This window comes from Niveispirillum fermenti, from assembly GCF_048066175.1.
GTDB lineage: Bacteria > Pseudomonadota > Alphaproteobacteria > Azospirillales > Azospirillaceae > Niveispirillum > Niveispirillum fermenti.
Genome location: NZ_JBLTXA010000087.1, coordinates 1 through 1,915, shown reverse-complemented (window position 1 = coordinate 1,915; position 1,915 = coordinate 1). Strand labels below are relative to the sequence as shown.

Here is a 1,915-nt window from a genome sequence, read left to right as displayed (position 1 = left end):
CGCTACAACGTTTCACTTCTGAGTTCGGCATGGGATCAGGTGGGACCGCTGCGCTATGGCCGCCAAGCAAATTCGGTTTATTACCCGTTACTCACTTCTTTATCTGTTCGTAACCAGTAATTTTCAATCTTAAACAAGCCTACTTCATCTCTCTTTGTCTCTCAGACAAAACACCTTCGGTGTTGTCAGGTTAAGCCTCACGGTTCATTAGTACTGGTTAGCTCAACGTATCGCTACGCTTACACACCCAGCCTATCAACGTCTTAGTCTTAAACGTTCCTTTAGGTCACTCTAGGTGACAGGGAAGACTCATCTTGAGGCAAGTTTCCCGCTTAGATGCTTTCAGCGGTTATCTCTTCCGCACTTAGCTACCGGGCAATGCCATTGGCATGACAACCCGAACACCAGTGGTGCGTTCACTCCGGTCCTCTCGTACTAGGAGCAACCCCTCTCAATCTTCCAACGCCCACGGCAGATAGGGACCGAACTGTCTCACGACGTTCTAAACCCAGCTCGCGTACCACTTTAAATGGCGAACAGCCATACCCTTGGGACCTACTTCAGCCCCAGGATGTGATGAGCCGACATCGAGGTGCCAAACACCGCCGTCGATATGAACTCTTGGGCGGTATCAGCCTGTTATCCCCGGAGTACCTTTTATCCGTTGAGCGATGGCCCTTCCATTCAGAACCACCGGATCACTAAGACCTACTTTCGTACCTGCTCGAGCCGTCACTCTCACAGTCAAGCTGGCTTATGCCTTTGCACTAACCGCATGATGTCCGACCATGCTTAGCCAACCTTCGTGCTCCTCCGTTACTCTTTAGGAGGAGACCGCCCCAGTCAAACTACCCACCAGACACGGTCCCCGACCCAGATTATGGGCCTAGGTTAGAACATCAAACGTTAAAGGGTGGTATTTCAAGGTTGACTCCATGCAGACTGGCGTCCACACTTCTTAGTCTCCCACCTATCCTACACATCAAGGCTCAATGTTCAGTGTCAAGCTATAGTAAAGGTTCACGGGGTCTTTCCGTCTTGCCGCGGGTACACTGCATCTTCACAGCGAGTTCAATTTCACTGAGTCTCGGGTGGAGACAGCCTGGCCATCATTACGCCATTCGTGCAGGTCGGAACTTACCCGACAAGGAATTTCGCTACCTTAGGACCGTTATAGTTACGGCCGCCGTTTACTGGGGCTTCGATCAAGAGCTTCTCCCTAAGGATAACCCCATCAATTAACCTTCCAGCACCGGGCAGGCGTCACACCGTATACGTCCACTTTCGTGTTTGCACAGTGCTGTGTTTTTAATAAACAGTTGCAGCCAGCTGGTATCTTCGACTGGCTTCGGCTCCGTCCGCAAGGGACTTCACTTACCGCCAGCGTGCCTTCTCCCGAAGTTACGGCACCATTTTGCCTAGTTCCTTCACCCGAGTTCTCTCAAGCGCCTGAGTATTCTCTACCTGACCACCTGTGTCGGTTTGGGGTACGATTGTTGGTAACCTGAAGCTTAGAGGCTTTTCCTGGAAGCAGGGCATCAATTGCTTCACCACCTTAGTGGCTCGTCATCACACCTCAGCATTAAGTGACCGGATTTGCCTAATCACTCTGCCTACATGCTTGAACCGGGACGACCGTCGCCCGGACAACCTAGCCTTCTCCGTTCCCCCATCGCAGTTACCACCAGTACGGGAATATTAACCCGTTTCCCATCGACTACGCTTTTCAGCCTCGCCTTAGGGGTCGACTCACCCTGCCCCGATTAACGTTGGACAGGAACCCTTGGTCTTCCGGCGTGCGGGTTTTTCACCCGCATTATCGTTACTTATGTCAGCATTCGCACTTCTGATACCTCCAGCATACCTCACAGTACACCTTCGCAGGCTTACAGAACGCTCCCCTACCCAACAACAC

The 1,915-nt window shown here is 51.9% G+C and carries 2 rRNA genes; both read right to left on the bottom strand.

Annotated elements, in window-relative coordinates:
* Window positions 1-67 (bottom strand): 5S ribosomal RNA (gene rrf, locus ACM9LZ_RS25755); the annotation flags it as partial.
* A gap of 119 nt (window positions 68-186) precedes the next feature.
* Window positions 187-1,915 (bottom strand): 23S ribosomal RNA (locus tag ACM9LZ_RS25750); the annotation flags it as partial.